A 9,566-nucleotide genomic window follows, 5' to 3' on the forward strand; every position below is an offset into this window, starting at 1 on the left:
GTCCTTTGTATAAGTTTAAATTATATGTTACTCAACTTTCACAAAACAGAAAGACTAGTTTCTCCTTGAAAGGACAAGGCAAAGGCTTTGTAAATTTATATCCTATTTCTTCTTAACTATTCTTTACTGTCCCTATGTGGTTTCATCGAGCTAGGACTTTGCCTCCGGTTTCCTTGAGATTCCACCTCACGGGGGACACCCTTGCCATTGGCTAATGGTTCCCAGTAACAAGCCCATAGTAGACTTTCACCGCCAAGCTGTCGCCTATGCCGGGTACACCTTAGAAAGAGGATATAACAACTAATATCCATTTCATTCAAAACTATTGTTGACCGTCCCTGATAATTTTATTGACCGTCCCTGATAAAACAACGATAACAATACCAAAGTGTCCCTTGAATACTCAGAACAATACATAACTGTCCCTTAGATTTAATATAATTAAATGTGTGAATCTTATAGGGGGAGTTATATGAGAAAGAAAGTTCAAAGGGTTCTCATTTTTATAGTGATAATTTCAGTGATTCTACTCGTTGACATTAATTATTTTCATGTATTTGAGAAAGGATTAATACAATCAGGAAACAGGGTGATAATTATTGACGCAGGTCATGGAGGTATAGATGGTGGAGCAGTTGGATTACATGGAGTTATTGAAAAGGATATAAATCTTGCTATTGCTAAAAAACTTAAGGCATATATAGAATTAAACGGTGATACATGCATAATGATTAGAGAAGTTGATGAGGGACTGTATAGTCAATCTGGTACAATAAGGAATAAAAAGAATGAAGATTTAAAGAATAGAAAAACTATAATAAAGGAAACTGAAGCAGATTTATTTATCAGCATACATTTAAACAGTTTTCCACAGGCGCAATATTATGGAGCACAGGTTTTTTACCCAAAGGAAGATGAAGATAGTAAACGTCTTGCTAAGTTTGTTCAGACAGAGTTGGTTAATACCTTAGATAGAAATAACAAAAGACAAGAAAAATCATCGGACAGTTACTATATATTAAAGGATAATAAAATACCTTCACTTCTTATAGAATGTGGATTTTTATCTAATCCAGCTGAAGAAAGGCTTCTTGCAGATGAAGGCTACCAAAATAAAATAGCATGGGCAATTTATTCAGGTATAATAAAATATTTCACAGAGCCTATAATAGAACAAAGATAAAAATAGAAGAGATTTTATTTAAAGCCAATAATCTAACAACCATTTCAATGTGGTATTTAGGTTTTGGCTTTTTGTCTTATAGAAAATAATTAATCAAAAAAAACGATATAATATATTATTATGATGTAAGATAAATAAAATGTAAAATCCATAACATTATTGATTTAAAAGATTTGGGAGGTATTTTAATGGGACAAATATTAGGATATTATGTTATGCCACATCCACCAATTATGTTACCTGAAGTAGGCAGGGGAGAAGAGAAAAAAGTGCAGAAAACTATCGATGCTTGTTATAATATTGCCCAGGAAATAGAAAAGCTGAAGCCAGAGGCTATAATCATAATTACGCCCCATGGACCAATGTTTAAAGATGCTGTTGCAATTTCAAATGTTCCAAATATACAGGGTGACTTTAGAAGATTTGGAGCTCCATATGTAAAGCTTAACTGTAACGTTAATATGCAGCTTAGTGATACAATAATAAAGCATGCTGAAAATTATGATGTTTCAGCAGTTGCCATTAATCATAATTCATTAAAGGAGTATGATGAATTCTGTGAACTGGATCATGGAGCATTAGTTCCACTCTATCATATTAATAAACATTATACAGATTATGAAATAGTACATATAACTTATGGTCTTCTTTCAAAGATAGAACTATACAAATTCGGAAAGGCAATTAAAGAAGCAGTTGAAGAGGATGAGTTTAATGCAGTAATAATAGCAAGTGGAGATTTATCACATAGACTAAGCAGTTCAGGCCCATATGATTATAGTCCCTATGGTAGAGAGTTTGATGAGAAAATAGTAAAACTGATTTCTGAGGGTGACGTAGAAGGAATATTTACATTAGATAAAAAACTTATAAAAGAGGCAGGGGAATGTGGTTTAAGATCCTTTTATATTATGTTTGGTGCAGGGGATGGATATAAGCTTAAGGGAGAGGTTTTATCTTATGAAGGTCCCTTTGGGGTTGGATATGGTGTAATAAAACTTAGAGCAATTGAAAAAAGTAACAACTCAATTTTAGATACATTAATTGAAGGGGAGAATAGAGAATTTGAAATTAAAAGAAATGACGAAGATGTATATGTCAGATTAGCAAGGGAAAGTTTAGAGAATTTTATTAGAAGTGGGAAATACATAGATATACCAGAATATATTCCTGATGAATTAAGAAAAAATTCTGCAGGAGTCTTTATATCAATTAAAAAAGATGGTGAATTAAGGGGATGTATAGGTACGATACTTCCAACAACAGATAATATTGCTAATGAAATAATTAGAAATGCTGTTGAAGCAGGTCAGTATGATCCTAGATTTTATCCAATTGAGGAGGAAGAACTTTCTGATTTGGATATATCAGTTGATGTTTTAACTATGCCTGAGAAGGCTTCAATTGGGGAGCTGAACCCAAAAAGGTTTGGGGTTATAGTTAGAAAGGGAAGAAGAACGGGATTATTGCTACCTGATTTAGAAGGAATAGATACTGTAGAAGAACAGCTTAGAATTGCCCTAAGAAAGGCTGGAATAGATGAAGATGAGGATTACCAAATTGAAAAATTTGAAGTGATAAGGCATGGTGCAAAATGAAGAAGGAAGCAATGTACATAATCAAAGTTAATGATAAAACTTATCAATGTAACTTGTGTCCCCATAACTGTAAGTTAGGTGAAGGACAATTTGGATTGTGTGGTGTAAGGAAGATAGAAGATAGTAAAGGAATAGCTATAAATTATGGTGAAATAAGCTCTATTTCCCTTGAACCCATAGAAAAAAAGCCATTATATCATTTTAGACCTGGTAAAAATATTTTATCTGCAGGAAGTTTTGGATGTAATTTTATTTGTGGTTTTTGTCAAAACTTTACAATATCTAAAAACTATCCGGAAACAAGATTTCTAGAAGCTGAGGAGCTTATAAGCTTAGCTATGGAGAAAAGAGATTTTTTAAATACAGGAATTGCCTTTACTTACAACGAGCCTACTGTATGGTATGAATATGTTTATGATGTGGCAAGACTAATTAGAGGACTGGATTTAGTGTTAGTAACCAATGGATATATCAGTCAAGAGCCACTTAAAAAAATCTTACCCTTTATAAGTGCTATGAATATAGATTTAAAATCCTTTAGTGAAGGCTTTTATGAAAAGGTTTGTGGTGGAAGGTTAAATGATGTATTAGAAACAATTGAAATTGCAAATTCCAAGTGCCATGTGGAATTAACAACCTTTTAATCGGTGGTTATAACGATTCTAGGGAGGAAATTGAGAGACTTTGTAGCTGGATAGCAGAAATAGATAAAAATATTCCTTTGCATTTGAGCCGCTACTATCCAACATATAAGTTTAATGCTCCTGCTACTGCAGTTGAAAGTATAATCAGGGCTAGGGAGATTGCAAAGAAATATTTAAACTATGTATATATTGGTAATGTTTCAAATATTGATAACAGTACTTACTGTCCTAGATGCAATAATATTCTTGTAGAAAGAAAAGGATATGCCACAAGGGTATTGGTTGATTCTAATAAATGCCCAGATTGTGGAGAAACCATAAAAATAATAATCTAAAAGGGGCTAAGAGCCCCTTAATTATTTTTCTTCTTCTTTTTTCATGCAGTGTGGGCAAGGATAGTATACTGGATGTTCAAGTAATAATGCCAGTTCGTTTAAATGACTATACATATCAATATCATCTTCATGAATCTCATTAATTTTACATTCATCAGTTTCATTAACTAAATCATGGAGAGTTTTGTTAGGTATATCGTATAAATATCTTTTGCCGAAGTATGGGTATTCAAATCTTCTCATGTGTAACAACTCCTTATGTTTATATTGACTGTAATTATATATTACTATGAAAGGGACATAATTTAAAGAAATAAAATATATGTATTATGTAAAAAGTATGTATTAATGGTTATAATACCTAGTCGTTATTAAATTCTAAAACAATCTCAGCTATATTGTTTGAGTGATCTCCAACTCTCTCAAGATTACTTATTATATCAAGGAATATGGCACCACTTGCTGGAAAACAAATTCCCTTATTAAGTCTGTCTATATGGTCTTTCCTCAGTTGCTTTTCAAGTTTATCTATTTTACTCTCTATGTCAATAACCGATTGGGCTGCTTTAAAATCAAAATTCTCAAGGGCATCTATAGCATTATCTACAGCAGACTGAACCTTTTCAAACATATATTTAACCTCTGTAATGGCTTGTTCTGAGAAACTCAGGCTGTTTTCAATTTTATACTGAGCTAACTCAACAAGGTTTTCAGCATGATCACCTATTCTTTCAATGTCGTTAACAACATGGAAAAGAGAAGTAATTATTTCTGACTGACTTTCTGATAATGATGTATTATAAAGTGAAACCATAAAGCCAGTGATTTCTCTTTCAAGAAAATTAATAACTTCTTCGATTTCATAGATAGAACGGATATCATCTTCATTACCATATAAAAAGGCTTTCAGTGAGGTGTTTACGTTTTTAGAAGCAAGCTTTCCCATTCTTACAACCTCTTTAACTACCTGACCTACTGCAATAGATGGAGTTTCAATCAATCTTTCATCAATATATTCAAGTACCATTAGGTTTTCTTTTTTATCTTCACCAGGAACCAGTTTATTAACAAAAGCAACTAATAATCCTACAAAAGGAGCCTGAATAATTGTATTTGCAACATTAAACATTGTATGGGCATTTGCAATCTGTCTGGATATACTTCCTCCTAGGGATTTTATCAATGGTAAAATCCATGGAAAAGCCAGCATAAAGATGATTGTACCTATTGTATTGAAAATTAAATGTATAAGAGCAGCGCGCTTTGCATTTTTATTTGTACCGATACTTGCTAAAAGTGCAGTTGCACATGTACCTATATTATCTCCAAACAATATAGGCAAAGCAACTTCAAGTGTTATTGTACCGCCTGAAGCAAGGGCTATAAGTATACCAATTGTAGCACTGCTGCTTTGTACAGTTGCAGTCATACCAAGACCAACAAGAATACCAAGGAATTTGTGGCGTCCTAAGGTGTCTATCAGATTGATAAACTCAGGCATTGTGCGAAGAGGTTTCATTGAATGTTCCATCATCGACATACCAACAAATAATACACCAAATCCAAGGATTATCTCGCCAATATCGTGGCTTCTTTTACGCTTAGTAAATAGCACCAAAGCCGCACCAACAGCTAAAATAAAAGGAGCTATATCGGTAAGTTTAAAGGCTATAAGTTGAGCAGTAATTGTGGTACCAATGTTTGCACCCATAATTACGCCAGCAGCCTGTTTTAAAGTCATAAGCCCAGCATTGACAAAGCCAACAGTCATTACAGTTGTAGCACTGCTGCTTTGAATAATTGCAGTAACGCCAGTTCCAACTAAAATACCAACTATTACGTTAGAAGTTAAAACTTCAAGTATTTGTTTAAGTTTTTCACCTGCAGCTTTTTGAAGTCCATCACCCATTAACTTCATACCATAGACAAAAAGGCCTAGTCCCCCTAGCAACTCGAAAATCATTTTGTAATTCATGATTTTACCCCCTACATATCTAAATATATCCCATATTAAAATGATACTACATTTTTGTTAATTTTGTGTTAAATTTTTCAAATTTAATTAACCTTTGGTGTAATTCAAAGGATTCTTGTTTTTAATAGGTAAATATTATATTTGAAGAGATAATATATAAAGATTAAAATAAAAATGTGTGAATTGAAACTAAAGATAACATAGGAGGATAAATATGGACCTCAAAAAACTCTTAGGATTTGAAGATAAACTTATAGGTGAGATAAAGTTAGATAAAAGAGAAGGAAGCTTTATGGGTTATCCAGAGATTATGAGTCAAGAATTAGTTGACTACTTAAAAAATCAGGGAATAGATAAGCTTTATTCCCATCAGTATGAGATGTTTGTAAGGGCAGTCAGAGGAGAAAACTGTATAATAACAACATCCACAGCAAGCGGTAAAACACTAAGCTTTCTTCTTCCAGTAGTTGAGAAAATATTAAAGGATCAAAATTCAAAGGCTATTTTTGTGTATCCAACAAAAGCATTAGCCCATGATCAATTCAGAAACTTTTTGCCCATACTTGAGTATTTTGGAAAGGATAAAATTCAAGCAGGTATATATGATGGAGATACACCTGCAAATGAACGTTCAAGGATTAGAAAGAATGCAAACATAATACTTACAAATCCGGAAATGCTAAATTCAGCTTTTCTGCCTAATCACAGCATATATGGATTTAATAATATATTCTCCAAGTTAAAGTTTTTAGTTATAGATGAACTTCATGTATATAGAGGTGCATTTGGCTCCCATATGGCAAATATAATGAGAAGGTTGAACAGGGTTTGTAAATATTACAGGTCTAATCCTCAGTTTTTATTTAGCTCAGCAACAATTGCAAATCCAGTTGAACTTGCAGAGAACATCAGTGGCGAAAAATTTTCACATATAAGTAAAGATGGTTCACCTGGAACTGAGAAGAAAATTTATATATGGCAGCCCCCCTATGTCCGGGATACGGAATATAGAAAAACACCTGAAGAAGAGGTTTCTGAATTTATACCTGAACTTATACAAAATGGAGTTAGATTCATTACTTTCTGCAAAAGCAGAAGGGAAGTTGAAGTTGTACTTAAAGAGGCAAGGGACAGGTTATCTAATATTGAAGGCCTTCCAACTCTAGGCAGAGATTTAACCGATAAAATATCTGGTTACAGAGGAGGATATACTCCTAAGGAGAGAAAGGATATAGAAACAAAACTTGCAAAGGGACTTATAAACGGTGTAATTGCTACAAATGCTCTGGAACTTGGTATTGATATAGGTACTTTAGAGCTTGCAATTTCTTGTGGTTTTCCAGGAACTAAGGCATCTTTTTTTCAACAGATTGGAAGAGCTGGAAGAAGGGGAGATGGTGCTGTTGGACTTTTAGTCCTAGATGTATCACCTATTGATCAATATATTGCAGTAAACACTGAATGGCTTATAAAAACTGGGGTAGAAAATGCTGTAATTGATAAAGACAATTTATTTATTCAACTTGCCCACACCAGAGCAGCTGCTGCAGAACTGCCACTATCCCTGGATGATGCTTCTATTTTTCCTGACCTTGGTGAAATTGTTCCAGTACTTATAAAAGCAGGGGAAATAAAAAATGAATCAGGTCTTTTTACATGGATAGGCAAGGATTTCCCAGCTGGTGACTTTAATTTAAGAAATATATCCAGTGATATATACAAAGTAATAAATAAAGAGAACGGTGTAATGCTTACAGAAATGGATGAATATCAAGCTTTCCATGAAGTTTATCCTAAAGCAATTTACATACATGATGGTATGCAATACTTAGTAGAAAGTCTTGATCTGGTAAATAGAATAGCAACGGTAGTGCCCGTTGATATGAATTATTTTACAGTACCATTTACAGAAACCGCTGTAATTATATTAAATGAATTTAAAAACAGGGAAATTAACAGAACATCAGCCACCTTTGGTGATGTTAAAATTAAAGAAGCTGTACCAGCTTATAAAATGATACAGTTTCATAACAGACAAAACCTTGGTTTTGAGCCAATTAAAGAAAATCTTTATACTGAGCTTGAAACAGAAGGAATGTGGTTTTTAATTCCTTCTGATGTGGATAATGTTATTAATTCTTATACTCAATTTAATTACTATAATGGAATAAAGCATGCCCTGCTGACCTCTGCAAGGATGAGAACTATGGCAACTTCTGAGGATATAGGAGGAACAATATTTAATACAGTGGAAAAACAGGGTGAAGTAAAGAGGGCATATGTAATACTTTATGATCTATATCCAGGAGGACTTGGCTTTACAGAAAAGGTTTTTGATTATGCAGATGAAATATTGACTGAAGCAATTGAGCTTGTTAAAAATTGCAGGTGTAAAGATGGTTGCCCAGCTTGTGTTGGAGATTATCACCTTGATAAAAAACTGGTGCTATGGGGACTTGAAGGAATGATGAATGAGAAGAAACCTCCAGTTGAAGTGAAAGTTAAAGCACCTGCTGAAGGTATTAAAATATTTGAAGAGAAGTTCTGTGGTTTAATTGAGCTTGAGAACAAATGGAATGAATTTATTGATTTCTTAAATAATAGGAGCGAAGCTTTTGTTCCATTTTTTAAAACCGTAGATGGAGTAAAAATAGCAGGTGATACATTGATTTTTAATGTTGCAGCAGATTTTTACAGGGAATGGATAATGGAAACACAGAACAAACAAAAAATAGAAAATATAATTAAACGCTATATAAAGGCTCCAGATAAATTTAAAATTGATGTTGAAGTTAATCAAAAAGAAAGTAAGATAGATAAGATAATGAGGCGCTTTGATGACCTCAAAAAATAGGTGATATTATGCTGGAAATATACTTAAGGGAACTTGGTAAACTTAATAAATACCAGTTAGAAGCAGTTAAAGCAAAGGACAAATATGCTGTGTTAAATGCTGCAGTTGGAAGTGGAAAGACAACGGTTTTAACCCATAAAGTACTATATCTTCATTTGCTTGAAAATATTAAACTTGAGGATATAATGGTTCTTACATTTACAAACAAAGCAGCTAAGGAAATAAGAAACAGGGTATTAGAGTTTTCAGATGCATTAAAGGAAGAATTAAAATACTTTGGTACTTTCCATTCTGTAGCAAAAAGCATTTTAGCAGATAGTCCAAAGTTAAAAGATATTGGTTACAGCCCTGATTTTAAAGTTATTGATAATGAAGAAGCAGCACAGTTGCTTATAGAAATAATAGAGAAGGAAAAGCTCAATGTAAAATATAAATCAAAGCTTATCAAAAGGATTGAGGAGTTTAAAAAGGGAAAAGTTCTCTATGGAGTAATGAAGAACACAGATGACATAAATGAACTATACAGCCTTTATACTATGGAGAAGATAAATAGAAATATAATGGATTTTGATGATTTAATTATCAGATGTATTGAAATTCTTGATAAACCTATTAGCCCAAAGTGGATTATAATAGACGAATTTCAAGACACTGATTTAAACCAGCTTCAGCTTATAAAAAAGTTATCTGGAGAATCAACTAATATTTTCGTTATTGGTGATCCAAACCAGGAGATTTATTCCTTTAGAACTGGTATCTCAGGAGTATTTAAAGAGTTTAAAAGATTATATAATCCCAGGGAATACACTCTGCCTATCAATTATCGTTCAAGCAGGACAATAATTGAGGCAGCAAAGGTATTCCTTGGGGATAACCCTTTAGAATCTTCAAAGGAATATGGAAATAAAATAATAGTAAAAAAACACCATGATGCCTTTAATGAAGCTCTTTATATATCAAGAAAAATTAAAGGTTTC

Annotated in this window: 8 protein-coding genes; 6 read left to right on the forward strand and 2 right to left on the reverse strand. The window is 33.0% G+C overall.

Annotated features, from left to right (window positions below):
* Positions 1–472: 472 nt before the first annotated feature.
* The 4 genes from cwlD (at position 473) to Q428_RS16605 (ending at position 3,760) form a co-directional block, all read left to right on the forward strand.
* On the forward strand, positions 473–1,183 hold the full coding sequence (cwlD, locus tag Q428_RS12825; RefSeq protein WP_035381554.1) for an N-acetylmuramoyl-L-alanine amidase CwlD: 711 nt from the start codon (positions 473–475) through the stop codon (positions 1,181–1,183).
* Positions 1,184–1,371: 188 nt separating this feature from the next.
* Positions 1,372–2,781 (forward strand): AmmeMemoRadiSam system protein A, encoded by a 1,410-nt coding sequence (amrA, locus tag Q428_RS12830; protein ID WP_035381556.1) that lies wholly within the window; start codon positions 1,372–1,374, stop codon positions 2,779–2,781.
* Complete coding sequence (locus Q428_RS12835; RefSeq protein ID WP_341349052.1) at positions 2,778–3,425, forward strand: radical SAM protein; 648 nt, start codon at positions 2,778–2,780, stop codon at positions 3,423–3,425. The genes amrA and Q428_RS12835 overlap by 4 nt, the downstream gene beginning before the upstream one ends.
* Positions 3,398–3,760, forward strand: coding sequence for a hypothetical protein (locus tag Q428_RS16605; protein ID WP_341349054.1), 363 nt, complete (start codon positions 3,398–3,400; stop codon positions 3,758–3,760). The genes Q428_RS12835 and Q428_RS16605 overlap by 28 nt, the downstream gene beginning before the upstream one ends.
* Positions 3,761–3,781: 21 nt before the next feature.
* Here Q428_RS16605 and Q428_RS12840 read toward each other — a convergent pair whose 3' ends face one another.
* Both Q428_RS12840 and Q428_RS12845 read right to left on the reverse strand, forming a co-directional pair.
* Positions 3,782–4,003 (reverse strand): hypothetical protein, encoded by a 222-nt coding sequence (locus Q428_RS12840; RefSeq protein WP_035381558.1) that lies wholly within the window; start codon positions 4,001–4,003, stop codon positions 3,782–3,784.
* A gap of 118 nt (positions 4,004–4,121) precedes the next feature.
* The gene (locus tag Q428_RS12845) at positions 4,122–5,735 is read right to left on the reverse strand and encodes a Na/Pi cotransporter family protein (protein WP_035381560.1); all 1,614 of its coding nucleotides are present in this window, start codon (positions 5,733–5,735) and stop codon (positions 4,122–4,124) included.
* A gap of 214 nt (positions 5,736–5,949) precedes the next feature.
* Between Q428_RS12845 and Q428_RS12850 the strand changes: the two genes are divergently transcribed.
* Complete coding sequence (locus tag Q428_RS12850) at positions 5,950–8,589, forward strand: DEAD/DEAH box helicase (RefSeq protein ID WP_051515170.1); 2,640 nt, start codon at positions 5,950–5,952, stop codon at positions 8,587–8,589.
* 8 nt (positions 8,590–8,597) lie between these two features.
* The coding region (locus Q428_RS12855; RefSeq protein ID WP_035381562.1) for a UvrD-helicase domain-containing protein at positions 8,598–9,566 on the forward strand (969 nt) is incomplete at its 3' end.

It is taken from the genome of Fervidicella metallireducens AeB, assembly GCF_000601455.1.
Taxonomy (GTDB): domain Bacteria; phylum Bacillota; class Clostridia; order Clostridiales; family Caloramatoraceae; genus Fervidicella; species Fervidicella metallireducens.

Bases quoted from the DNA above. Each gene is read 5' to 3' on its own strand.
- cwlD (WP_035381554.1), top strand. From the start codon at position 473: ATGAGAAAGAAAGTTCAAAGGGTTCTCATTTTTATAGTGATAATTTCA.
- amrA (WP_035381556.1), top strand. From the start codon at position 1,372: ATGGGACAAATATTAGGATATTATGTTATGCCACATCCACCAATTATG.
- Q428_RS12835 (WP_341349052.1), top strand. From the start codon at position 2,778: ATGAAGAAGGAAGCAATGTACATAATCAAAGTTAATGATAAAACTTAT.
- Q428_RS12840 (WP_035381558.1), bottom strand. From the start codon at position 4,003: ATGAGAAGATTTGAATACCCATACTTCGGCAAAAGATATTTATACGAT.
- Q428_RS12845 (WP_035381560.1), bottom strand. From the start codon at position 5,735: ATGAATTACAAAATGATTTTCGAGTTGCTAGGGGGACTAGGCCTTTTT.
- Q428_RS12850 (WP_051515170.1), top strand. From the start codon at position 5,950: ATGGACCTCAAAAAACTCTTAGGATTTGAAGATAAACTTATAGGTGAG.